Below are 23,903 nucleotides of genomic sequence, written 5' to 3'. Positions count from 1 at the left end.
ACCTTTGTCACCGGCGGGCAGTACGGTGTCGTGCATGCGCCCCGACACGCCCGCCGAAAACGTCGACCACACCGCCGAAGCGGCCCGCCTGGAGCGGACCGCCGGCCTGTACCCCGAGGACGCCGAGCCGCTGCTGCTCCAGGCCGCGGCCCACCTGGAACTCTCCGGCGACCGCCCCGCCGCGAGCACGCTCTACGACCGCCTGCTGTCCTCCGCGGACGGCGGCGACGACCTGGACAACCCCCATCTGGTCCGCGCCCTCAAGGCCTCCAACCTCTGGGAGTACGGCCACGAGGCCGAGGCCCGCGCGATCATCGAGGGCATCCGCGCGGCCGCCCCGCGCGACGCGGCCCCCTGGGTGATCGTCGCGGAGGCCCTGGAGTCCCACGACGAGCTGGAGGCGGCGGAGGCGGCGTTCACGGAGGGGGCCCGGGTCCTGCTGACCGACGTACCGGAGCCCCCGTACGCGACGCACGCCCTGCTGTTCGGCCGCCACCGCGTACGGCGCATGCTGGGCGCCGCGCACGACGAGTGGGACGCGCTGGCCGACACGCTCCACTCCTCCCCGGTCTCCCTGGACGAACTCCACGACCCCAAGCGCGTCTGGTCCCTCGGCTCGGACAACCCGGCGGAACTGGAGGCGGAGATCTCCCGCCTCCGAGCCGAACTCGGCACCTACCGCGAGGCCCTCTCCCGCCCGTTCCCGGTGGCGGTCCTGCACTGGCCGGCGGCGGAACTGACGGAGCTGGTGTCCGCGTATCCGTCCCTCTCCGCGGAGTACACCTCGCACGAGGAACACCTGGCGACGATAGAGGCGTCCCTCCGAGAACTGGCGGCCTCCGGCACCCCGAACCTGGGCATCGTGACGGGCACGGTCCCCTCCTACGAGGCCTTCGCGGCATCGGAGGGCGCTACGCCGGGGGACGGTGATCTGTTGCCCCAGTACGCGACGACTTTGGCGGCGCGGGGGCGGGCTGTGGCTTGGCCTCCGCAGCGGGGGGCGGATTGTTGGTGTGGGGCGGGGTCGGCGTACGAGGGGTGCCACGGGGTGGCGGGCTGAGGCCAGGTACGAGGGTGCCCCTGCGCGGTTCGTTCGAGCGTGGGGGCCGCGGGCGCCGGGTCGGCCCCGCGCCGGTCCTAAGTCCGGCGCAGGGACGCATCTCGGTCCCTGGCCCGATGGGGGCTCGGCGGCGGGCGGCTAGCGTCGGGTGACATGAACATCGACGGCACGCTCGACGAGGCTTATGAACGGCTGCATCGGACGGGACCGGAGTTCGAGGGCTGGTTGACCAACCACGGCCCCATGGCGGTGGAGTCCATGGTCCGACGCGGACACGCGCGCCAGGTCCACCGCTGGCTGGACCTCTACATGCGCCGACTGGACGACCGGCCACGCGGCACCGCGCCCATCACCGCCGACGGATGGCGCACGGCACTCGGGGACCCACACCGCCTCGGTGACTGGATCGTGTTCTTCGAACGTGAGGTGATCGAACAGCCCTGGCGCACGGTGCTGGAAACGTGGTGGCCGCGGCTCCTGCCCGGCATCGCGGCCGGCGCCACCCACGGGGTGATCCGTACCGGCCACGCCGTCCACGCCCTGCTGGACCACGAGGACGCACCACGCCTGGCCGAGCTGGGCCAGGCGCTCGGCTACTGGGCGGCGCGCTGGCAGCCCGTCGCGTTCACTCCCCCGTCCGGGACCGCCGACCCGGCGTCCGCCCTCGCCGCCGTTCCCCGCGTGCCCGACCAGAGCGCGGGCATCAACCACCGGCTCGACCACCTCACCGACCTGACTGGCTGGCCCACAGCGCTGGCCGCCCTGACACCCGCCGCCGACGCCGAGCAGGCCCGGCACCTGCTGGCCGACCTGACGGCCGCCGCCGGCGTGCGCTACCTCCCGAACGCGCACGGCAGCCCCGTCATGCTGGTGCACGCCGTGACCGCACCCATGGCCGTCCTGCGCACCCTGCCCGCGCTCCCCCGCGCCCAATGGGTCATGAGCCTGCACGCGGCCTGGGCGGCGAGCGCGGCCGTGACCGCGGCCTACACCCCCACCACACCCGCGCCTCCGGACCACCTCCCCTCCGCCCCCGAATCGGCGGACGAGGTGTTCACCCTCGCCGTCCACCACCAGGACGAACACGTCATCAAGCTCGCCGACACCTGCGTCGACATACACCACCGCACGGGCGACCCGGACGTGCTCGCGTCGGTGATCCGCGCGGCAGAACTGATCGACGAGCTCTGAGGCCACCGTTCACCGTCTCCTGCGCCCGCTCGCCACATTTCCTTTCGGGGGTAGCAAGCAGGTCATGGTGACTACGTACGACGGCGGCGGTCGGGATCGGCAACTGTGGAAGGAACGAGGGAACGCGTCCGGCTGAGGGTGCCGCGACCAGGGGCGGTCAGAGGGCGCGGGGCCGCGATAGAAGGGACGAGTCCGGAGCTGGGGCGGAGCATTCGGAACAAGGCTTGGGCAACACATCGAACCCGCCGGCAGAATGCTTGCGTGTCTGGTGCTGTCCCATCCTCCCCATCCGTCTCCGCCCGCATGAGCCGTCAGGGCTCCCGAGATACGGCCCCGGAGGTCGCGGTCCGGCGCCTGCTCCATGCGGCAGGTCTTCGCTACCGGGTGAATGTTCCAGTGCCGGGCATGCCTCGCCGCACGATCGACATCGCATTCACGAAGGCCAAAATCGCCATCTTCATGGATGGCTGCTTCTGGCATGGTTGCCCGCAGCACGCGACCCAGCCCAAGGCAAACGCAGAGTGGTGGCGGGCTAAGCTGGACAAGAATATGGCTCGAGATCGGGAGACCACCGAGCACTTGCAGGCGGAAGGATGGACGGTCCTTCGCTATTGGGAGCACGACGTTCCGGTGATGGTGGCGGAAGAGGTGAAATCCATCGCTCTGCGGGGGTCTGGCAAGACATGATCAGGCGATGTGGCCGATTCACATGCGTCTGTCATCGACACTGCAGACGATCAGGCTTATCGTCTTGGCATATTCGTTGATCCATCGGGGCGGGGAGACTCCATGAGGAGACTGACATCGGTCGACGTGTGTTCCGGCGCGGGGGGCCTCGCGCTAGGCCTGGAACGGGCTGGATTCGACCCGGTTCTCCTTCTGGACAACAATCCGGTCGCCTGCGAAACGCTGCGCAAGAATCGGCCGCACTGGAACGTCGCCGAGATGGACCTCCTGGAATTCGACCCAATCGAGAACCCGGATCCCTACGATCCGGACGCCTTCGAGGTCGACCTGCTGTCCGCCGGGTTGCCTCGCGTAAAATCGTCGGCGACCACAAAGCGAGTGGAAACCGGCCTGGAGCTGCACCTACTGAAGGCGACTGTCCTCTTGGCCGCCCATGTTGTTCAGCCCAATGCCCTGCTGATCGAGAATGTGCCAGGGCTCGTCACAGCGCCGGAATTCGAAGAGGTCCGCGACTTGATTCAGCGTGAGCTCGTACACCTCGACTACAAATTCCACTGGTTTGTCATCAATGCTGCCGACTTCGGCGTTCCGCAGGACCGGAAGCAAGGTGTACTCGTCGCACTCAAGAGTCGCTTCTTCGACCGTTTCCACCCTCCGGCGCCCACCGTCACCCGCCACATAACAGCGGGCGAGGCTCTGCTGCCGTCGATTTCGGCCCGCGGTTGGGTAGGCGCAGCGGAGTGGGCGGCACAGGCGAACCGGGTCCCCCCGACCCTCGTCGGCGGGTCCGACAATCGAGGCGGCGCCGACCTCGGCCTGACGGGGAGCAAGAAGATCTGGGCCCAGATGGGCATCAATGGGGGGGCACTGAGCGACGAGGTCCCGGACCCGGACGGCATCCAAGAGTCGGACACGTCCGGCTCGCCCCTCAAGAAGCTGACTGTGGAACAGACAGCAATCCTGCAGTCATTCCCGAACGACTGGACCTTCGCGGGCAAGAAGACCCGCCAAGCCCGGCAGATCGGGCACGCCTCACCACCCCCTGTCGGTGAGGCTCTGGGCCAGGCGATCGCCGAGGCCCTTCGGGGTTGATCACGCCGTGCTACCGGTTCCCACATCCTGGGTCTGACCCAGACCATCACTCACGCCGGCTACACTTCGGTGCCATGACCCCCGTACAGCCTCAGTCGCCTCAGCCTGCACTTTTCAGCTTGGTGGACCTCTTCGCAGGTCCGGGCGGGTTGGACATGGCAGCCGAAGCGCTTGGGGTGGGGAGTATCGGCGTCGAGTGGGACGCCGGCGCGGTCGCCACTCGGACACGGGCAGGACTGAACACCGTGCATACGGACGTCCGCGCGGTTAAGCCGACCGACCCCGAATTCGAAGGAGCCAACGTCTTGGCGGGGGGACCTCCCTGTCAGACGTTCACCGTCGCCGGCACCGGCGCTGGGCGTCGCGCGCTGGACCTCGTATTGAAGTTCGTCCAGCGCCTCGTGGATCGCGACAAATGGTCCAACATCGAGGCGGATCTGGCCGAACTCAAGGACGAGCGCACCGGCCTGATTCTGCAGCCTCTCCACTGGGCCCTGGAAGCAATTGACAACCCCGCCCTGACCCCCTACCACGCCATTGTGCTGGAACAGGTCCCGGCGGTTCTCCCGGTATGGGAGGCCTACGCCAAGGCGCTCAGCGACGAATACGAAACCGATTACGGGGTCCTGCACACCGAGGAATTCGGTGTGCCCCAAACACGCAGGCGGGCCGTCCTTGTCGCGCGGCGCCGTAACGGAGACAGCAACCTGCACAGTCATCACCCGCTGAGACTACCCAAGCCGACCCACCAGCGCTATCGCGGAGAGAACGGCAGGAAGGACGACGAGGGATTCGCCTTCATCGACTCCATGCCCAAGAAGTGGGTGAGCATGGGCGAGGCGCTCCCGAAACGCCGCGCCCCCTTCACCGTGATCTCCAATTACGGCACCGGAGGTGATCCCAAGGCCCGCGGGCAGCGCCGCTCGGATCAGCCTTCGGCGACCGTCACCGGAAAGGTCTCCAGGAATCGGGTCGTCGGGCCCGACGGGCAGGACGACCGTTTCTCCGTCTACGAAGCCGGTCGTCTGCAGACGTTTCCAGCAACGTACCCGTGGAGCGGCAAGGACGTCTCTCAGCAGATCGGCAACGCTGTGCCACCGCGTCTCGGCATGCACATCATCAGTGCGGCCCTGGGACTGGGGAGCCCCTCGAAGGAGGCGTTGGACCGGCTCGCTTCGTGGAAGCCACCGACGCCCGGGCATGACGGTGACACAGAGCCGACGGGCTCATAGGGTTATGAACCCCTGACTGCTGCGTACTGGTCGAAGAGCTCTTCGAAGCGAACGACGAGGGTGTCGATCGCATCCGAGGGAACGGAGCCGTCTTCGGGCCCTTTCGGAAGGAACTTGCGCGGCACGGGGGGTGCCGATTCGGCCGCGCGGATCCACTCCTCCAAAAGGCTGCCGTCCACACCGTCGTCCTCGGCAAGCACGTCGTACATCAGAGTGCTTGCCGATGCGTTGACCGCCCTCGCCAAGGCGTTCACTTCACGTCCGGTCTGGACCTTCTTGCGTGCCACCATCCGTATCAACGCCTGGGCTGTGGGCCGATGGTCGATCACATCGAGGCGGAGAACCGTGTTGAGGACATCCTGGTTTCCACAGGCCACCTGAACGGGCTCGTAGTCGCTACCGTCCCTGAACAACTCGGCGGCCCACCACAGACGGGAGAAAGCCTGCGTGTAGTGAGCCCCCCGAAAGCGGCTCGCGGCGACCATGGGGGGAAGTTCGTCCTTGCCCTTGGCCGGTAGGTGGCGCCAGGCTACGTAATCGGGAGCCACCGCAAGCGCGAGGAAGTTCCACAACCTGCTGTCGGCCGCTTCTCGCCGCGTCAGACGCAGCGCGGCGTGCAACCGGGGAGCAAGCCAGGCATCCGCCTTCGTGGGAGTGTCGTGACGATGAAGGTGCATCACGTCGTCGATGAGGTCCCGAACCGGAACGACCTCCGACCGCACCTGAAGGTCGTCAAACGGCTCGGTGACCTTTTGCAGCGCGATGAACGGCGGTGACTCCTGCCCGGAAAGCACTCCCGTGCTCAAGTACTTCGCCGCATTGATGTCGGAGAGCAGCGCCAATCGCTCGGGCAGGTGTTCGGGCTTTTCCATCATGCTCAGCTCTCCCGCTGGGACACATCGAGGGTTCGAATCGCCGTACCCAGATTCCTGGCTACTTTCGCACGGCGGCCCGCCGCGTAGTTGATGCGCGGCTGAAGCTCGTTCCAGGCTGCCGACTCCGAGCGGCGAACATGGATCTCTCGCAAGGCGTCGACTTCGGAGTGGTCGGGGAGGATCACGGCGAGCATGCCCTGCAGTACGCCGTCCCGCCAGCCTCCGGGCCATATCGGCTCACCACGTTCGTCCGTTTCCAAGTCACTGACGAGGGAGTGGAAGACCGCTGTCCAGACGTCGGAGGCGATCTGCGCCGCGAGCATGTCGCGGACGGCTCGCTCCAAAGGGCTGCCCGTGGAATTGATCAGCTCCGAGACCCCTTCGAACCCCGTGTTCAGATGCACGGTGGGAAGGTCACCCGAGGTCTCGACGATCCAGGGCGCGTCCTTGAAGGGACGCAGCCACTCCGGCCCCACGGTGAAGTCGACCTCGTTGACCACCATCTCGCGCTGACGCGTGGGGGTCATGGCCGTGAGGTCGACAACCCACGACTCCTCGGATTCGCCGATCATCCGTCCCGATACGCCATCCACCGTGGCCACGGCCACGATCGTCAGCTCGGCCTGGCTGCGGTATGCCGACCGCCAGAATCGCAAATGTCCGTGCCAGTTTGCTTCTGCGCCACAGCCCTCCTGCGTGAGCCGGACCGTCGTCCGCGAATTGGTCGCCTTCTCCGTCAGAACCGCGACGACCGAAAGGTCGGTCCACGGACCGTCGGCGAGCTCCTTGACCGGTAGTGCAGCAGAAATCGTGAGCCGGACGCTCTCCCAGTCGTCCCGATCCACCTGGTGCAGTGCTACGACACGCTCCTGCGTGGAGAAACTCCGCGTGTCCAGGTCGTGCTGGTAGCGACCTTCGAGTTCCTGGCGAACACCCGTCACCTTGAAGGAGATCTCGCCGGTCAGCCGCCGGTACGGATAGATCTTCACTGCGAAACCTCCCTCGTCTTCTGGAGCTCGACGATCAAGCCGGCCAGTTCGGCCCTGACAGGATGTGTGGACACGTCGGTAACCGCGCTGAAGGAGGCAGTGCGGGCACCCGCCTTGAAACGCAATTTGCCCTCGACCAGTTCGCAGTTCTGCCCCGGGACGACTTCTGCCCATCCGACGGAGGGCCGTCCGCCGGAACGAACATCGAACTTCGCAACAGCCACCAAAAGCCAAGGATCCTGGCCGACCGGCAGTTTGACTTCCGCCCTTACTCGCCACGCACCCGACGCGTCGAGTTCCGCGTCCAGCCCACGAATCGTCGGCACTTTCCCTCCGCGAGCAGCCGAAGGTGCCGGTCCTGCGTCGAGCCCCAGGAGGTCGCGCAATACCTTAGAACCCCCCTGGTTCCTCTGTCGGGAACGTCCCACAAGGTCTCGCACCACCGTATTGGCGGCTCGTGTGAACTCACTGATCCTTCGATGCGCGGTAGCCGAGTACAGGGCACGCAGCTCGTCGGTCTGGCCCCACTTGTTGTGCTCGGGGGGTTCCGAGGCCCGGAGAAACGCCTCCGCTCTGTCCGCGTGATCGGATCCGTCTCCCGCCGCGTGGCCGGCAAGCAGTACTGCTTGGAAGGGGTTCGTGCCCAAGGGCAGGTCCGGGACCCGGGCCGACCTGATCACCATGCGGTTGCCGCGCATGCCGACGATCTGGTTCGGCTTGCCATCCAGGTCCTCGGCCGAGGTGATCAGCAGTACCGCCTGGTGCTCGACCGCTACGCCCTGGCCGCGCAAGGGTGGCACCTTCAGCGGCACACGCAATTGGGCGACCTGCCCGGTTTCGGTCAGACGATCGACGGTCTCCCCATCCAGGTACGCCCTGAGCGCGCGCGTGCGGGACGGCTGCACACGCTGCGGCTCGACACGTTCCTCGTCGATGACCACGTGTCCGTTGCGCAGGGTTCTCACCGATGCCTCCAGGAGAGGCGCCTTGTCCCTGCCCGCCGTCATCGCGGCCCAGAAGTTCCGGCCGAGCGCCTCCACGAGGCGCTCGTGCATCGACTGCACCGTCTCTTCCTCTTCGGCGGTGTCCTCGCCGTTGAGCGAGTCGGCGACCAGGCTCGCCACATCGTGGGCACCAACGATCAGGAAGGACGTGCCCGGATCAGAGCTCTCCCGGGTGAGGTGCAGCCTCGCCACCGTCTCCTCGTCCGCCCACCAGGAACGAGCCACACCCTCGTTGTCGGGTGACGTGTCGGGCTCACCGAGCCAGGCAGGCCCGGCCCAAGGCTCACCGTCCACGACGCGCCACGGCAGTTCGAGGCGCCCGATGAGGCGGCGCTCCGTCCGCCCCTCATGTTGTTCGGAGAGGGTGGAGTTGACGAGGACCATGCCGAGCCGGCTGGTAGCCCAGAGGGTGGCCTTGCCCAGGCCGTACGAGCCACCAGCGCTAGCGTCGGACTTCCGACTGTCGAGCTGCCGCCGCATGACGGCGGCGAACCGGCCGTCCTCATAGTCGTCACCGGTGAGGCCCGAGGCGTTGTAGTCGTCGACCCTCAACAGAACGAGGCGATCACGCTCGTACATGTCGCGCAGGCCTTCGGCGATGACTCGCCCCACCTTTTGCTCCTGCGCAGCAGCCGCCTCGTAGTGAGGGAAGAGGTCGTCCCACGCGATGGCCTCACGGAATCGGGCGAGTGACTCTCCCGTCAGCTCGTGCAGGGTATAGCGGACGCGTACGGGCTTCGTCCGGTCGAGTCGCTCGTCCAGGCTGTTCTGCGTGGCTTCGCGGGCCAGGACTTCCACGTCGGCCTCGAAGGCGAAGGTGGCAGCGTTCCCGAAGTCCCTTCCTCCGTCGGCGTAGGCAGGGCGGTGGTACCAGGTAACAGGGCGACTGCTCACCACGTCGGTCGTGCGCGTGTGCACACTCACGTAGTCCACGTCGAACACGGCGGCGATGGCCCGCATGGTCTCTTCGCGGGGGGTGGCTCGCCCTGTGATCCAGGCCGAGACAGCAGCTCGGGTCAAGCCCACCCGCTCCGCGAGATCCGCTTGATTCATGTTGGCCCGGCGCAGCTGCCGAGCAAGCCACGGACCGAAGTCCTCTCCACTGACCATGTACGGCTCCCCCACCACGCTAGCTCCAGGTCAGAGCCACTCTAGCACGCGGAATTTGACACTTGGAGATCGCGACAATTCTTGTTGACAAGCTCGGAGGAGCCTCCCACCAGAAGGACCCCATGGGTCAACTCCTCCCCATTCGCCCATTTCTGATGATTTAAATCCGCTTTCGTGACGGGATGCCCCTCGATCCGGAGTCCCGAATTCCGAATGTAGAGATCCGAGAGGACGCAGAAACGATGTTGCGGCGCCCTTGTCGGAACCTCTACGGTTTGAAGCATGGCCCCCGTAGCCTCACGGGAAACAACCGTTACGGCTCGGAGCGGCCTAGTTTGCTGTGCCCACACCCCCGGCACGCCAACAGGATCGTAATTCCGCACCGCCCAAGCACGAATAACCGATCTCAACAACACCCATAGGGGGACTGCCGTGAGCAGTGACCTTGACGACCCTTCCGGATCCAATTCAGATTCGCCCGAAATCGCGAGAATGCGTCGAATCCTCGCCGAGTACGACTCGATTGAGGATCCTGTCCTGAAGTCCGAATACCTGGACACGCACGGGCGGAGCTTCGCCACCATTATGGCCTACCGGAAGATCGTCGCTCGCGCCGACCGTCGTTCGTCCCCGGCGCCCGTCACTGCCACGGTCCGTATCCGCGCGACCCGCCGCCGCACCCGTCGCGGCCCCACGTCCCCTTCCTCCCGTGCGTACGAGACCACCCGGCCGGGTGACTCGCCGCGGAACCGCGGGACCCGAGACCGCGTCACTGTCGTCATCATCTTCGACTTCCCGTCTCGCTAGCCGCTCGGGCCGGTCATATAGATCTTCTCTCCCCCCCACGCCTTCCACCCGCCGGGGTCGGCTGTGCCGTCGTGCACGGAATCCGCCGGCCCCGGCATCTTCGATCACCAACAGAACGGACTTCTTGTGAGCCAGCAGCCGTTGTCGAGCGCTTCGTCTGCAACCCCCGTGATCGCCAAGATTCTCGAGCAGTCGGAACGCGTACTGGAGACCTACCGTGTGGACCCCGGGCTGGTCCAGGAACACGCCAATGGGGAACGTCGCATCGCGCAGGGCGGGTATGGGGACAGGCAACTTTTCGAGCTTGTCCAGAACGCAGCTGACGAAATCGCGAACGAACCGGGCGGGAAGGTTCATGTCGTACTGACCGAGTCCCATCTGTACTGCGCCAACACGGGAACGGAAGTGACACCCGACGGCGCCGAGACCATCCTGCGGATGAGCGTCTCCCGCAAACGCGGTGGCCAGATCGGTCGATTCGGTGTTGGTGTGAAGTCGGTGCTCGTCGTAACGGACGCACCTCAGTTTTTCAGCACGTCGGGAAGTTTCGGTTTCGACCGTGACTGGTCCCATTCTGAAATCTGTCGGGCCATCGGTGTCCAGTCGGCCTCCGGTGTGGAGACCCCCGTGCTCCGCATGGCCCGTCCCCTGGACGAAGCCGCGGAACGTCGCTCCGACCCCGTGCTCGACGAGCTGCTGGGCTGGGCGACCACTGTGGTTCGTCTTCGCCTGTTGGAAGGCAAGGCCGACCGCCTTGGCAAGGACATCTACCTCGCCAAGGAGGACCCCGAGCAGGAGGAGTTCCCCGCTCTCTTCCAGCTCTTCTCGCCGCACGTGAGCACCGTGACGCTGGAAGACCGACGGATCGGGAACGGGCGCAGCAAGGTGCGGCGCGTGATCACTGTGGGCCAGGACGGCTTCAACCGCACGATCCAGGAGTGGCGACCGGGCGGAGGGGCAGCCAGCAGCCGGTGGAAGGTCTTCGGTCTTACGCACAGACCAACTGAGGAAGCCCGCCGCAGTGCCGGCGAGATGCACGACCGGGGCACGATCGACATCGCCTGGGCCGTCCCGGAGTACACGGGGGAGCCTCCGTTCTCCACGCCCAGGGGGCGAGGACGGTTCTGGTCCTTCTTCCCGACCAAGTATGAAATGACCCTGAGCGGCGCGCTCAACGGTGCCTGGAAGACAAACGAGGACCGTCAGAACCTGCTCGACTCCACCCCTTTCAACAGGGAGTTGATCCAGGTGGCAGCCCGCCTGGTTGTGGAGTCGCTGCCTCATCTCTCGCCGCCGAATGATCCCGCCGCATATCTGGGATTCCTGCCGGGCCGCCCCCGCGAGTCGGAGACCGTCAGTTGGGCCGACCTGCTGTTGACCCGGAAGATCTGGGAGCTGGCCGCCCAGCTTCCCTCCCTGCCGGACCAGGAGGGTGTCCTTCGCGTACCTCGCGATCTGCGCTTCCCGCCGGTCGAGGGCAAGGATGCCACGAAGATCCTCAAATCCGATTGGCTCCGCATGTGGAGCTCCTACCCTGGTCGCCCCTCGAACTGGGTGCACCCTTCCGTGGACACCACGGGCCGCCTGCGGTCCGGCAAGGTCGAGCACATCCTGAGCGAGGCGAAGCACCCGCGTGCCACTGTGCGCGAATGGTTGGAGGCCCTGGTCGGCGACGGAACAGCCGAGGCCTCGGCCACCGCGATCCGCATCTTCGCCGAGATGATCGCGGCAGGCTCGCCGTTCGTGGACGAGGCTCGGAAGGCACGTTTCGTCCTGACCGAGTCCCACGGGATGGTGCCTCCGGTGCCCAACAAGGTCTGGCGCCGCGTCGTGCAGGACGGCCTCAAGGACGACCTGGTCTACGTCGATCCGAAACTCTCCGACGATCCGAAGCTGCAGACTGCCCTCAGCGCCGTCGGAATCCGCGAGGCCGACGACCGAGGTCGTTTCGCCGGAGTTCTGGACCAAGGGTTCGAGTCGTACGGCCCGCGCGACTGGACACGTTTCTGGGAACTCTTCCGCAGCGCAGGCGGTACGCACGTCACCGCCGAGGTGCGGCGCCGATTCCCGGAGCCGCTGAAGACCCTGCGCGCACAGACGATCGACGGTCGCTTCCACCCCATGTACGACTGTCTGCTGCCGGGGCCGATCGTTCCTGACGACGGCTCGCGCGACACATCCGTCGCGGTGAACGTGAAGTTCCACTCGGACGACTTGGCAGTCCTGCGTGAGTTCGGCCTGCACGACCGCCCGGTCGGAGGACATGGGCCGGAGGAGGAAGTCTGGTTCGAGGAGTACCGCAACTACCAGTACGAAAGCTACTGCCGGACACTCGGTCCCCGGGACAACCGCCCCCAGATCGCCCGGATGAACCTGAGCGGGTCACCCGTCGCCAAGTCCCTGCACCTGTTGCTGCGGCTGTCCGACGAAGGGAAGGCGGCCTTCGTCAAGGCCCTCCCGGACGCGTACGTCGTAGACGCGTGGACCATGCAGTTCGGTGCCCAGGCCCAGACCCGCCGAGCGATCTCGTCACCACTGCGCTGGATGGTCCGCCGGTACGGTTTGGTACCCACCTCTCAGGGCGTGAAGCGCCTAGCGGAAGCCGTCGGGCCCCAGCTCACCTCGTACTCCGATGTCCTTCCCGTCGCCGACATCAGTCCCGAGAAGGCACGCAAACTCCGGTTGCCTCTCACCGTCGACGCCGTCCCCGAGGACCAGTGGGAAAGGCTCATCGAACAGCTCCTGCTCAGCGAAGACGATGTCTTCGTGGGCAACACCTACGTGCTGTTGAGTCGTTTGGACGTTCCCTTCCCCGAGGACGTCCTGACCCGCTGCCGCATCGGCGACGCGTGGGGCAGCCGGGAGGACGGCGAGATCGCGGTCGCCGCAACATCCGACGAGTACCGGGCGCTCAGAGCGGAGGGGTTGCCGGCACTGCTCACTCAAAGGGCCGAGGACGCCGAACTCCTCATCGAGAAGTGGGGAATGCTGCGGTACACGGACGTGATCACCAAGGAGATCCGTCATGTTCCGGCGGGCGAGCCGATCCCGCTGCGTGACGCCTATCCGGCGTTGCGACAACGCCTCGGCAGCCAGATCAACAACTACGCCCTTTTGAACTGCTCCGAGCTGGAACAGGTGACCCGCACGCCCAACGGCATCAAGCCCACTCCCTTGAAGAGCGCCTTGCAGGGCACCACCGTCCTGGTCCTTGACCCGAAGTCGCCGTTGGAAGCACTGATGGCCGCCGACCGGGAACTCCGATGGAACCTGGGCGAGGCCGGTTGCCGGGCCGTACTCGAAGCGCAACGGCAACAGGAGCAGGACCGTAAGGTCCAGGCCGCTCTCCAGGCTGTGCGGGATGCCGAAACGGTCGTGGAGAAGCTGGCCCTGCTGTTGGGTGCCGAGACTCTGCGTGACCGCCTTCCCGCCGGTCTCCTCGCCAGCGAGCAGAGCGAGTCCGACGGAGAAGACCCCACTTCGGAACGCATCGCGCAGATGGCGTACAACGCACACGGCGACGGTGTGCTCCAGGTCCACGTGAAGGATCTCCAGGCGGCCTATCCGAACCACGCGCCGTCGTCGTTCACCGGCATGACTCCCGCGGTGAAGTTCGTCTCCGACCTTCGCTTCCCCGACTCTTTCGCCGGCTCTCGTGCACCGTCCCTGGCCCCGCGCATCGATGTGGACGGGCCGAGCGAATTCCCTCGCTTGCACGACTACCAGGAGCGTCTGGCCACCAACGTCTTCGCCATGCTCGATCGCGTCCAGCCCCAACGGGGAATGCTGTCGTTGCCCACCGGTGCGGGTAAGACCCGTGTGGCCTCGGAAGCCGTCATCCGCTGGATCAAGCAGGACGGTGACATCGGCGGCCCGATCCTGTGGATCGCACAGACGGAAGAGCTCTGCGAGCAGGCAGTCCAGAGCTGGAAGTTCGTGTGGTCCAAGGTCGGTGCGGACAACCCTCTCGCGATCAGTCGACTCTGGTCGTCGAACGAGGCGGGGCCGGTGAGTGATCGACCCCACCTCGTGGTCGCCACGGACGCCAAACTGCGCAGCTGCCTCGACACCGACAGCTACGCGTGGCTGCGCGATGCCGCGCTGGTCATCGTGGACGAAGCCCACGTTGCGATTGCCCCGCAGTACACGGAACTCCTCGCAACCATGGGTGTCACGGCCTCTCGCACGGACCGGCATCTACTGGGTCTCACCGCGACGCCGTTCCGCAATACCAACGAGGACGAGACCCGTCGTCTGATCCGGCGGTTCGGCGGGCGGCGGCTCGACGACGGTGTCTTCAGTTCCGGCGACCCGTACGCCGAACTCCAGGAACTGGGAATGTTGGCTCGGGTCGAGCATCGCGAGCTGACCGGCGGAACGATCGAGTTGACCGAAGACGAAGTCGAGCGTGCGGACCAGTTGAGTGTCCTGTCGAAGGCCGCCGAGCAGCGCCTGGCCGAGGACCACGACCGCAACCGACGTATCGTCGAGGAAATCGCTGGCATGCCCTCGGAATGGCCCGTCCTGGTCTTCGCCACATCCGTCGCACATGCCAAGTTCCTCGCCGCCAAGCTCAACGACCGAGGTATCCGCTCGGCGGCGGTCGATTCGGCGACCAGTCCCACCGACCGATTCAACCGCATCACGGACTTTCGGCACGGCCGGCTTCGCGTCCTCACCAACTACGGCGTTCTCACCCAGGGCTTCGACGCACCCGCCACCAAGGCCGTCGTGGTCGCGCGACCGACATACAGTCCGAACGTCTACCAACAGATGATCGGGCGTGGTCTCCGAGGGCCGCGCAACGGTGGCAAGGACACCTGCCTGATCCTCAACGTCCGCGACAACATCACCAACTATGGCAAGGCACTGGCCTTCACACAGTTCGAGTACCTGTGGAGCACCAAGTGATCAGCGCATACGCCGACAGCCCGCCGCTCACCGCGGAGCAGCGAGCTGTCGTCGACCAACCGTGGGACGCTCGGGTTCTCGTCACCGCAGGACCCGGAGCGGGCAAGACGCACACCCTGATTCGGCGGCTCGACGCCCTGATGAGTCGTGAGGACGACGCCCTCGAAGCCCGGGAGATCCTGGTCCTCAGTTTCTCGCGGTCGGCGGTGCGAGAGCTCAAGGAGAGAATCCGCAGGCACGCCCATCACGCGCGGAGAGTGAGGGCTCAGACCTTCGACTCCTGGGCCTACGCCTTGCTGACCTCCGCATACCCCGACGAGGACTGGAGCCAGTACTCGTTCGACGAGCGCATTCGGAAGGCGGAGCAAGCGATCGTCAAGGGTGCTGTCGAGTCCACCGAGGCCGGCACGCCGGCTCATGTGGTGATCGACGAGGTTCAGGATCTCGTCGGCGATCGGCGCAACATGGTCGAGACATTGTTGGATCACTTCCAGGACTCCTGCGGCTTCACCCTGGTCGGCGACGCCGCCCAGGCGATCTTCGGCTTTCAGGTGTCCGATCCCGATGCACGAGCCGCCGAGACCAACGAGTTCTTCGCCTGGCTGCGTGCCTCGTACTTCGACGACCTGGTGGAGCTCCATCTGTCTGCCAACTTCCGCGCGGCGACGGAGGAGGCACGGATCGCGCTGCCCGTCGGCGCGTCCCTTCAAGAATTGTCCCCGAAGGTTGCCGACAGCGATTCCACGGGCGAGTCGCTGTACCAGGATCTGCGGTCGCGTCTGCTGACGCTGCCGTCCTTCGGAGAGCTCGGTGCACCCTTCACGCTCGACTCGCTCCGGAACCATACTGACACCACGGCCATCCTGTGTCGGGACAACGCCCAAGCGCTTGTCATCTCGCAGACACTGTCCGAGCACGAGGTGCCGCACCGAATGCAGCGCTCCCTGCGTGAGAGGCCGGTGCCCTCGTGGGTGGCCGGTGTGCTGCGTCGTACCGGCACGGCGGCGCTCGGTGAGGAGCGGTTCCGGGAACTCGTCGCGGAGGTCGGTGTTCCTGCCGACACCGATGTCGATCTCCTGTGGCGTTCCCTGCGAGGCGCCGCACGTGACCGTCGTGGACTGGTGGATCTGGCAAGGGTGCACCGGCTGATTGCCGAAGGTCGCTTCCCCGACGAACTCGCCGCTCCGGAACCGGCCCATCTGATCGTGTCCACCGTCCACCGCGCCAAGGGTCTCGAGTTCGACAGGGTCATCGTCGTCGAACCGCCGACCCTTGCGGAGCTTCGCAAGCGACACACCCACATCGACCCTGCTGCCGAGGCCCGCGCTCTGTACGTCGCCGTGACCCGTGCTCGGTACGACCTGTACCGGCTCGCTGCTCCCGAGACCTCGCGACTGCGTCGCCACCGCGTCATCGATCGGTGGTATGTGGGCGGTTGGAAGCCCCACGAGAGATACGGCATCGAGGCCACGGCGGCGGACGTGTCCACCGAGCATCCTCCCGGCACGGATGTCTTCCAGGATGACGCCGTCGCACTCCAGGAACACTTGGCCGGTACGGTCCGCTCCGGGGACGCCGTCGTTCTCCGTCGCGAGCACGACATGCCGCTCGGCGCCGAGCAAAGCCCGCCCTACGTCGTCCTTCACCAGGGACGTTCCATAGCCGTGGCCTCTGAACGCTTTCACCGCGACCTCCACACCCTGCTCAAGATCAACAAGACGTGGGACATCCGCTGGCCGGACGAGATCCACGGCCTTCGTATCGACGCCATGGAAAGTGTCGCCGGAAGCACGGCATCCGGTGCCCGCGCCGGCCTCGGGGATCATGGGGTGTGGCTTGTCCCGCGCGTGGTGGGGCTGGGGCGCTACAGGTCGAGTGGAAACGCACAGGAGGACAACGGCCGATGACGAACACCGAGAGTCGGCACGCCGCGCACTACACGGCCCGACAGAGCCTCGTCGACCAGCTCCGCAGGGACCTGCTCGGGCCCGGTGCCGAGGACGAGGTCCTCACTCAGGACCCGCCGATCACGACGTACCCCATCGGTGTGCTGTTTCCCCGCCCGGCCGACGACAACGCCATGGAGGAACGGGTCGCGGGCCTCCTCGAGACGGATGGGCCCGACGAGGCCCCTATCCTGGCGTATTCGGACACCGAGGACACGGGGTACGAGCTTGGCGTTTCGCTCGCCAACGACCGTCGGCCCTCTTCCATGGGCCTCACCTTCGCTGTCGATCCGTCCGAATCCTCCGCGGTGGCGGTCCGGGCGGAGGCCGCCATGTACGACCCGATCGACATCGAGGGTCGGGTCGTCTCGGCGAAGCGTACGCAGGCTCGCAGCACGGAGGATCAGTCTGAGCACTGGCGCCGACGCCGGCTGCCGCTGCGTCCTGTGACCATCGACGTGACCAGGCCCGGCATGCAGGAGTTCGAGCCACTGGCCGAAGACGTATCGCTGCGTGCGCTGGTGCGCCCCGCTGCCCCCTCCGGGACAGTGACCATCACCGTCACCCTCATCAACGACAAGCGCATCAGTGAACGCGAACTGCAGGATGCTTTCAGCCTTTTTCAGCCCCGACTCACCGTGGAGACCCCTGCCGGCGAGAAGGCATTCGTGGAGCGCCCCACGACGCTGAACGCTGTCGACGAGGAACAGGCGGCCAGCAGGCTGCTGCACCGCCACGCTCCGACGTTCGCCGTGGGGCACGGCTGCGCGGCCCATTGGAACTGGACACCGCCGCCCGTGGGAACGCCGAACGCAGAACGAGCGCGTGTCTCGATGGTGCGTACGGAGTTCGTGCCCACACACGAAGTGCTCCTCACCGATTCCAACGAGGAGATCGACAGCGACGCCCTCACCATGCAGGGCATCGCAAAGCTTCCGGACGCAGCCGTGCTCAAGGCCCTCGAAGACTTGGCCGCCGGGTACGAGCGCTGGATCGACGCTCGACGTTCCGAGGCCGAAACGCTGGCAGGAACCTCCTTCGAGCAGGCCGCACGGGAGCAGCTGAAGGCATGTGCTACCGCTCTGGGGCGTATGAGGCGTGGCATCGACGTCCTGCGCGAAGACTCGGATGTCATGCACGCCTTCCGGCTCGCCAATGACGCCATGGCACAGCAGCGGGCTCGCAGCGCCTGGGTGAAGGGTGGGCGCGCCGGGACTCCCGACCCGGCCTCCAGCCGATGGCGCCCCTTCCAGATCTCGTTCATGCTGCTGTGCCTCGAAGGGATCGTGGACCCTGATCACCCGGACCGGAAGCTCGCCGATCTGCTGTGGTTTCCGACCGGTGGCGGCAAGACCGAGGCGTACCTCGGGCTGATCGCGCTCACAACCTTCCTGCGGCGCATCCGCCGGAAGGAAAACGGGGGCGGCGTGACCGTCCTCATGCGCTACACGCTTCGGCTGCTCACACTGCAGCAGTTCGAGCGCGCCACGATCCTGATCTGCGCCATGGAACTCATGCGCCAGGCGGACGAGGCCCTGTTGGGATCTGAGCCCATTTCCATCGGTATGTGGGTCGGCCAGTCCGCGACCCCCAACAAGCTGAGCGTCGCCGAGGACAGCATCCAGGAGCTCCGCAAGGGAAAGGTTCTCCAGGAGAAGAACCCCGTACAGCTGCACGCCTGCCCGTGGTGCGGTACGCGGCTCGATGCCCACCAGTACGAGGTGGACCACAACGCGAAGCGGATGCACGTCCGCTGCCCCGACCCGACGTGCGACTTCACCGGTGGACTCCCGGTGCACCTGGTGGACGAAGCTGTCTACGACGCCCGTCCAACCCTGGTCATCGCCACCGTCGACAAGTTCGCCTCCATGCCGTGGCGTGAACAGACGGCGGCCCTCTTCAATCGGGACCGGCCGGACGACACCCCTCCCCCGGAACTGATCGTCCAGGACGAGCTCCACCTCATCTCCGGACCTCTCGGGACGCTCACCGGTCTCTACGAGACCGCGGTGGACGCGCTTGCCGACCGACCGAAGGTGATCGCCTCCACCGCCACCATCCGCCGTGCCTCCGAACAGGGACGTGCTCTGTTCGACCGGGAGGTCCGTCAGTTTCCGCCTGCGGGCCTGGACGCCCGCGACTCGTGGTTCGCCGTCGAGACACCGCGCGAGAAGAAGGCCAGCCGCCAGTACGTGGGCCTGCTCACCCCCAGCACCAGTCAGTCCACGCTGCTGATCCGCACGTACGCCTCTCTCCTGCACCAGGCGCTTCGCATGGACACGTCCGAGGCGGTCCGTGACGCGTACTGGAGCCTCGTCGGCTACTTCAACAGCCTGCGTCTGCTTGCTGCTGCCGAGCTTCAGGTGCACGACGACGTCGAGGCGTATCTTGAATATCTGGCCGAACGCGACGGCACCCCCAAGCGGAAGGTCCTGGAGCTCACCGAGCTGACCAGTCGCGCCAACTCGAGCGAGATCCCGAGTCGGCTCAAGCAGATCGAGCGCGGACTGCCTCACGAGGAAACCGTGGACGTCCTCCTGGCCACGAACATGATCTCTGTCGGTGTCGACGTTGATCGTCTGGGTCTCATGGCCGTGATGGGACAGCCCCAGACGACGGCCGAGTACATCCAGGCGACAAGTCGCGTGGGACGCAGTCATCCCGGGCTGGTTGCCGTGATGCTCAACTCGACGCGTTCAAGGGATCGTTCGCACTACGAGAACTTCCTGCACTTCCACTCCGCCCTCTATCGCGAGGTCGAGTCGACATCCGTCACACCGTTCTCCGCACGCGCCCGCGACCGCGGGCTGCACGCCGTCGTCGTCGCACTAGCACGGATTCTCATCCCCGAAGCTCGGCCCAACGAAGGGGCCGGACGAGTCGATCTCTTCGAGAGCGAACTCCGAGGACGGATCCGCGACATCCTTCTCAGCCGGGTCGAGGGGACCATGAGCGGGCAGGACGGAGAGCGCTACAGCACGGAATGCGACGCGACCGCCCAGGCCTTTGACGAGTTCATCGACTGGTGGATGGACGAAGCCGATGCGCACGGTGGGCTTTACTACGAGCCCTTGCGCGGCCGGAAAGTGCCGTCCCTGCTCTGTGCGTTCGACGACGAGTCCAACGACGAGTCGTGGCCCACTCTGTGGAGCCTGCGCGACGTCGATGCGGAATCCGCTCTGTTCATGGAGGCATCCCGATGACCCCGCCCCCCGCTCGTCGCCGCCGTGGCTCGGGTGCACCCGAGCGCAGCTACCAGCGCAAGGGATCCGTCCGACGAGCGCAGATGATCACTACGTACGGGGTCGGCTCAATGGTCGCCGTCGACAGCGAATCGTTCATCGTCGCCGGAACGGACTCCTGGAACGTCACCGAGGCTCCTCGCATTCACGAGCACCGCCTCGCTCGCGTCCTCGGCGTGAAGTCCTTCCGTCTTCCTCCGGCCTCCGACGACACGAGCAAGGACGGCGTTCATGTCCGCCGCTTCCCGCTCTGGCACTCGTGTCCCAAATGCACCACGCTCCAGCACGTGCGCGGTTTCAATTCACCTCCGGGGAAGAACGAGTGCGGTGACTGCCAGGAGGACCTGGTGCCGTCGCGCTTTGTGGTTGCCTGCCCCAAAGGCCACATCGACGACTTCCCGTACTGGAAGTGGGCCCACCGCGACAACCGACAGGAGGGGGCATCGGGGCTGTGCGGTGGCGAAATGCGCCTGCGCACGACCGGCCGAACCGCCTCTCTGCGCTCGGTGCTGATATCGTGCACGTGCGGTATCCCTGAAGTCTCCATGGAAGGCGCCTTCAGACGGAATGCTCTGGCCAAGCTGCACGTCCGCTGCTCGGGCGCGCGGCCGTGGTTGAAGGACGCGCCGGCAGAGACCTCCTGTACCGAGACCCCCCGTACGCTCCAGCGTGGCTCTTCAATGGCCTGGCAGCCCATCGTGAAGTCCGCGTTGTCCATTCCCCCGTGGAGCGATGGTCTCGCCGCCCGCCTCGCAGACCACTGGGACGATCTGGGCGCCCTCGACCGGGCCGGTCTGGAGATCTACCTCAAGGCCCTCGCATCAAAAGGCAGCGAGGTAATTCCCGTCGAAGCCGTACTTGCCCTCCTGGAGGCCGAACAGCACGAGGAGTCGGACCTCGAAGAGGATGCCGACCACAACAGCAGGTACTTCGCTCTGCGTAAGCAAGAATACGAACGCCTCCGTGCCGGCAACGCGGAACGGGACAGCTCGCGCGAGGAGCAGTTCATCTGCGAAGCCCCGACGGAGTCCTCCAACGCCCTGGAGGCGTTCGGGCTCACGACGCCCATGCTTGTGAAGCGCCTGCGAGAGGTCCGCGCTCTCAAGTCCTTCTCGCGCGTCCACACCCCCGACTCCAACATCGAGGTCCACGAAGCACCGCTCTCGCTGGCCGAGTTGGACTGGCTACCGGCCATGGAAGTGCAGGGCGAAGGGGTCTTCCTGCGGTTGGACGCGGAAAGCGTGGATGCCTGGGCGCGCAATGCAACCGTCGCCGCCCGCGTGGAGCGCATGCGCAACAATCACACGCGGCTGCTGCGCGAGCGTGCATCCGACCCCCAGGCGGTTCCGACGTCGCCCGCGACGCCGCGCATGATCCTGCTGCACACGTTGGCGCACATACTCATCAACGAGTGGAGCTTGGAGGCCGGTTACCCGGCTGCCTCCCTGCGGGAGCGCCTGTACGCCGACGAGACCATGGCAGGCCTGCTGATCTACACGGCAACCAGCGATTCGGCGGGCAGCCTCGGCGGGCTGGTCGCACAAGGTGAGCCGAATCGTTTGGTTCGCACGCTGCGGTCGGCGTTGCACCGCGCCGAGTGGTGCAGCGCCGATCCCTTGTGCATCGAGTCGGAGGCGGGGGGAACAGGCAGCGTCAATCTCGCGGCCTGTCATGCGTGTGTTCTGCTTCCTGAGACCAGTTGTGAGCAGAACAACGGCCTCCTCGATCGAGCTCTCCTGGTTGGTACTCCCGAGGATGCGTCTGTGGGTTTCTTCCGCCAGGTACTCGACCTGTAGGCCAGTTTGTCAGCCGCAGCTACCTAGTTCTGCGTCGTAGCGTGTTTGAGCAAGGTCCAAGGCCTCGTCCACGTCGCAACCGTGCGCACGAAGCCAGTGAAGGAAGTCCGTGATGACCGTAATCACCGACTCCTCGGCCACGGCCCTCCCCAGTCTTCCCGGGCCGGGCAGGAGGGGCGGTTTCGCGCCCGCGTAGACCTCCAACAGCGCCTCGGCCCGCTGCACGGCCGGCCCGGCCACATGACCGTTCGGCGCCGTAAGACCCGTCGCCAGCTCACACCACGTGACCTTCCGATCGAGGCGGAGCTGGACGCCCCAGCGGTCGGCGATCGCGTCGACGAGGGCCATGCCTCGCCCGCCCTCCGAGTCCACGTTCGCGTCGAGGAGGGTGGGCAGGGCGCGGGTGTCGGGGTCGTGGACCTCGATGCGCAGATGGACTCCGCTCATCGATACCGCGAGTGTGGCCGGAGTGCCGGGACCGACGTGCGTGATGACGTTGGACACCAACTCGCTGACGCAGAGCTGGGCTTCGTCGGCGACCTCATGCAGACCCCAGATGCCCAGATGCAGCCGCATGACCCGGCGCAGGGCGGCCACCTCCGTCGGCTCAGCGGTGAAGGCAAGGTCCCACGGTTTGCGCGTCATGCACGCTTCCTGTCCCACGAAATCCCCTCTCGTCGCAGGCGACACCTCCGCAAGCCACGCAGCGTCACGAGGTATCACGATGAGTTGCGTTGCCATCAGAGTGCTGGTTTCACATCCCTTTATGCAATGTGCACCGTGGGATTCCCACTTCCGAGTGATTGGCAAGCACGCCCCTTGGCGCGAGACTGAACGCCCGCTATCCGAAACGGGGTTGATATGGCCGGATCACCCACGGCACGCCGGCGCCGACTCTCCATCGAACTGAAGAAGCTCCGCGAGCAGAGCACGCTGACCTGTGCGCAGGTCGGCCAAGCTCTGGACTGGAGCGGCTCCAAGGTCAATCGCATGGAGACGGGCAGCGGCCGGGTCCAGCCTTCGGACATCGATGCGCTGTGCCGGTTCTACGGCACCAGCGATGAGCTGCGCGAGTTCCTCAAGGCGCTGGCCCGACAGGCCAAGGTGCGGGGTTGGTGGCAGGTCCATGGCTCCGGCGTTCCGGAGTGGTTCAACATCTACATCGGCCTGGAGCAGGACGCCTCCAGCTTCCGCCAGTACCAGTGCGAGCTGGTGCCCGGCCTCATGCAGACGCACGCCTACGCCTCCGAGCTCCACGAGACCGGTGCCCACATGTCTGCCGAGGACATCGACAGGGCCGTACGAGTGCGCATGGAACGGCAGAGCATGCTGACGCAGCCCGATGCTCCCGAGGCGTGGTTCATCGTGAACGAAGGCGCTCTGCGCAACGTCATCGGGGACCGCGGGCTGATGCGGGAGCAGACCGAACGCGTTCTGGACACCGCCCGCTTGCCGGCCGTCACCCTGCAGGTCCTCCCCTTCGACTCGGGCACCTATCCGGTCACGGGCTCCTTCACCATGCTGGGCTTTCCCGCCCCGGAGGACCCTGACATCGTCTATCGGGACGGCATCACCGACGCCGTCTATTTGGAGGGCGAGCATCATATTCGTGAGTACACCCGAGCGTTCGACGGGCTGCGAGCCGCGGCCCTGAGCCCTCAGCGTTCGGCCCAGTTGATCGAAACGGTCTTGAAGGAATACGCAAGGTGATCATTGCAGTCCGCACAGGGAAGAGCCGTCCGGTGTGGTTCACGTCGTCGTACAGCAACGGTGCGGGAGGGGAGTGCGTCGAATGCGCCTTGCTGGAGGGTGGCGCTGCCGTACGCGACTCCAAGCAGCCGGGAGGACCGGTGATCGCCGTGAGGAGCAGGGCTTGGCGTTCCTTCCTGGGGGGCCTGGCGCAGTTACAGCCAGCGCGCTCAGGGAGTATGCATCCTGACTGCCAGACTCTGTAGCAGACT

General features: G+C 66.1%; 15 protein-coding genes. 11 read left to right on the top strand and 4 right to left on the bottom strand.

The window, feature by feature from the left end:
* Positions 1 to 34: 34 nt before the first annotated feature.
* The 5 genes from U5640_RS28415 to U5640_RS28395 all read left to right on the top strand — a co-directional run bounded on the left by U5640_RS28415 (position 35) and on the right by U5640_RS28395 (position 5,262).
* A complete protein-coding gene (locus U5640_RS28415; protein WP_340378746.1) occupies positions 35 to 1,060 on the top strand; it encodes a hypothetical protein in 1,026 nt (341 codons plus the stop codon).
* A 153-nt stretch (positions 1,061 to 1,213) separates the two neighbouring features.
* Positions 1,214 to 2,251 carry a questin oxidase family protein gene (locus U5640_RS28410; protein ID WP_340378744.1) on the top strand — a complete coding sequence of 346 codons (1,038 nt, stop codon included), beginning with the start codon at positions 1,214 to 1,216 and terminating at the stop codon, positions 2,249 to 2,251.
* A 303-nt stretch (positions 2,252 to 2,554) separates the two neighbouring features.
* Positions 2,555 to 2,938, top strand: coding sequence for a very short patch repair endonuclease (locus U5640_RS28405; protein WP_340378742.1), 384 nt, complete (start codon positions 2,555 to 2,557; stop codon positions 2,936 to 2,938).
* Between the two features lie 102 nt (positions 2,939 to 3,040).
* The gene (locus U5640_RS28400; protein ID WP_340378740.1) at positions 3,041 to 4,030 is read left to right on the top strand and encodes a DNA cytosine methyltransferase; all 990 of its coding nucleotides are present in this window, start codon (positions 3,041 to 3,043) and stop codon (positions 4,028 to 4,030) included.
* 74 nt (positions 4,031 to 4,104) lie between these two features.
* The gene (locus U5640_RS28395; protein WP_340378738.1) at positions 4,105 to 5,262 is read left to right on the top strand and encodes a DNA cytosine methyltransferase; all 1,158 of its coding nucleotides are present in this window, start codon (positions 4,105 to 4,107) and stop codon (positions 5,260 to 5,262) included.
* Between the two features lie 2 nt (positions 5,263 to 5,264).
* On the opposite strand, the gene U5640_RS28390 is transcribed toward U5640_RS28395, so the two are convergent.
* From U5640_RS28390 to U5640_RS28380, 3 genes are read right to left on the bottom strand one after another with little or no spacing between them, the layout of a single operon-like run.
* A complete protein-coding gene (locus U5640_RS28390) occupies positions 5,265 to 6,137 on the bottom strand; it encodes a DUF6339 family protein (protein ID WP_340378736.1) in 873 nt (290 codons plus the stop codon).
* Between the two features lie 2 nt (positions 6,138 to 6,139).
* Complete coding sequence (locus tag U5640_RS28385; protein WP_340378734.1) at positions 6,140 to 7,126, bottom strand: hypothetical protein; 987 nt, start codon at positions 7,124 to 7,126, stop codon at positions 6,140 to 6,142.
* Positions 7,123 to 9,240 carry a helix-turn-helix transcriptional regulator gene (locus U5640_RS28380; RefSeq protein WP_340378732.1) on the bottom strand — a complete coding sequence of 706 codons (2,118 nt, stop codon included), beginning with the start codon at positions 9,238 to 9,240 and terminating at the stop codon, positions 7,123 to 7,125. Before U5640_RS28380 ends, U5640_RS28385 begins: the two co-directional genes overlap by 4 nt.
* A 975-nt stretch (positions 9,241 to 10,215) precedes the next feature.
* Here U5640_RS28380 and U5640_RS28375 point away from each other — a divergent pair.
* From U5640_RS28375 to drmB, 4 genes are read left to right on the top strand one after another with little or no spacing between them, the layout of a single operon-like run.
* Positions 10,216 to 14,958 carry a DEAD/DEAH box helicase gene (locus U5640_RS28375; RefSeq protein ID WP_340378730.1) on the top strand — a complete coding sequence of 1,581 codons (4,743 nt, stop codon included), beginning with the start codon at positions 10,216 to 10,218 and terminating at the stop codon, positions 14,956 to 14,958.
* Positions 14,955 to 16,865 (top strand): UvrD-helicase domain-containing protein, encoded by a 1,911-nt coding sequence (locus U5640_RS28370; RefSeq protein WP_340378728.1) that lies wholly within the window; start codon positions 14,955 to 14,957, stop codon positions 16,863 to 16,865. Before U5640_RS28375 ends, U5640_RS28370 begins: the two co-directional genes overlap by 4 nt.
* Positions 16,862 to 20,107 (top strand): helicase-related protein, encoded by a 3,246-nt coding sequence (locus tag U5640_RS28365; protein ID WP_340378726.1) that lies wholly within the window; start codon positions 16,862 to 16,864, stop codon positions 20,105 to 20,107. The genes U5640_RS28370 and U5640_RS28365 overlap by 4 nt, the downstream gene beginning before the upstream one ends.
* Positions 20,104 to 21,942 (top strand): DrmB family protein, encoded by a 1,839-nt coding sequence (drmB, locus tag U5640_RS28360; protein WP_340378724.1) that lies wholly within the window; start codon positions 20,104 to 20,106, stop codon positions 21,940 to 21,942. The genes U5640_RS28365 and drmB overlap by 4 nt, the downstream gene beginning before the upstream one ends.
* Before the next feature lie 9 nt (positions 21,943 to 21,951).
* Here drmB and U5640_RS28355 read toward each other — a convergent pair whose 3' ends face one another.
* A complete protein-coding gene (locus tag U5640_RS28355) occupies positions 21,952 to 22,587 on the bottom strand; it encodes an ATP-binding protein (protein WP_340378723.1) in 636 nt (211 codons plus the stop codon).
* Between the two features lie 216 nt (positions 22,588 to 22,803).
* Here U5640_RS28355 and U5640_RS28350 point away from each other — a divergent pair, with 216 nt between their 5' ends.
* On the top strand, positions 22,804 to 23,652 hold the full coding sequence (locus U5640_RS28350; RefSeq protein WP_340378721.1) for a helix-turn-helix transcriptional regulator: 849 nt from the start codon (positions 22,804 to 22,806) through the stop codon (positions 23,650 to 23,652).
* Positions 23,649 to 23,897, top strand: coding sequence for a DUF397 domain-containing protein (locus tag U5640_RS28345; RefSeq protein WP_340378719.1), 249 nt, complete (start codon positions 23,649 to 23,651; stop codon positions 23,895 to 23,897). The genes U5640_RS28350 and U5640_RS28345 overlap by 4 nt, the downstream gene beginning before the upstream one ends.
* Positions 23,898 to 23,903 lie beyond the last annotated feature (6 nt).

It is taken from the genome of Streptomyces sp. SS7, assembly GCF_037993025.1.
Taxonomy (GTDB): domain Bacteria; phylum Actinomycetota; class Actinomycetes; order Streptomycetales; family Streptomycetaceae; genus Streptomyces.
The sequence above is the reverse complement of the archived record's forward strand: the minus strand, read 5'-3'. Positions and strand labels throughout refer to the sequence as shown.

Bases quoted from the DNA above. Each gene is read 5' to 3' on its own strand.
- U5640_RS28395 (WP_340378738.1), top strand. From the start codon at position 4,105: ATGACCCCCGTACAGCCTCAGTCGCCTCAGCCTGCACTTTTCAGCTTG.
- U5640_RS28415 (WP_340378746.1), top strand. From the start codon at position 35: ATGCGCCCCGACACGCCCGCCGAAAACGTCGACCACACCGCCGAAGCG.
- U5640_RS28410 (WP_340378744.1), top strand. From the start codon at position 1,214: ATGAACATCGACGGCACGCTCGACGAGGCTTATGAACGGCTGCATCGG.
- U5640_RS28355 (WP_340378723.1), bottom strand. From the start codon at position 22,587: ATGACGCGCAAACCGTGGGACCTTGCCTTCACCGCTGAGCCGACGGAG.
- U5640_RS28350 (WP_340378721.1), top strand. From the start codon at position 22,804: ATGGCCGGATCACCCACGGCACGCCGGCGCCGACTCTCCATCGAACTG.
- U5640_RS28365 (WP_340378726.1), top strand. From the start codon at position 16,862: ATGACGAACACCGAGAGTCGGCACGCCGCGCACTACACGGCCCGACAG.
- U5640_RS28380 (WP_340378732.1), bottom strand. From the start codon at position 9,240: ATGGTCAGTGGAGAGGACTTCGGTCCGTGGCTTGCTCGGCAGCTGCGC.
- U5640_RS28405 (WP_340378742.1), top strand. From the start codon at position 2,555: ATGAGCCGTCAGGGCTCCCGAGATACGGCCCCGGAGGTCGCGGTCCGG.
- drmB (WP_340378724.1), top strand. From the start codon at position 20,104: ATGACCCCGCCCCCCGCTCGTCGCCGCCGTGGCTCGGGTGCACCCGAG.
- U5640_RS28400 (WP_340378740.1), top strand. From the start codon at position 3,041: ATGAGGAGACTGACATCGGTCGACGTGTGTTCCGGCGCGGGGGGCCTC.
- U5640_RS28390 (WP_340378736.1), bottom strand. From the start codon at position 6,137: ATGATGGAAAAGCCCGAACACCTGCCCGAGCGATTGGCGCTGCTCTCC.